The sequence below is a fragment of the Frankia sp. Mgl5 genome, assembly GCF_023242985.1.
In the GTDB taxonomy this organism is placed as follows: domain Bacteria; phylum Actinomycetota; class Actinomycetes; order Frankiales; family Frankiaceae; genus Parafrankia; species Parafrankia soli.
Genome location: NZ_JALKFY010000182.1, coordinates 1 through 261, shown reverse-complemented (window position 1 = coordinate 261; position 261 = coordinate 1). Strand labels below are relative to the sequence as shown.

At 55.2% G+C, this 261-nt stretch carries 1 protein-coding gene; it reads right to left on the bottom strand.

Annotation, left to right across the window (positions count from 1 at the left end; all coding sequences use genetic code 11):
- On the bottom strand, nucleotides 1–261 hold a 261-nt coding region (locus MXD62_RS08905), incomplete at both ends, for a proline racemase family protein (RefSeq protein WP_248828902.1).

The window sequence follows — 261 nt, the reverse complement described above, 5'->3', positions numbered from 1 at the left end:
GCCTCGGGATGGGTAGGGTCGGTATAAAACTCCACATGAGTCAAGCCCTTAATAAACCGATGCTCGGGATGAACCACCTCAAAAGAATGGTTGATCGCTTTGCGAATTCGCACGGCCGTCTCCACGATTGCAGATGCATGGGCAGAAACCAGCTCCAGCCCCAGCTTGCGTGCGTCGATAATCGCGTAAAAATTGCCGCCATAGGCGATATCGCAGGCTACCCGGCCAAGCCCCTCCACATCCACTTCGACGCTGTCGTAC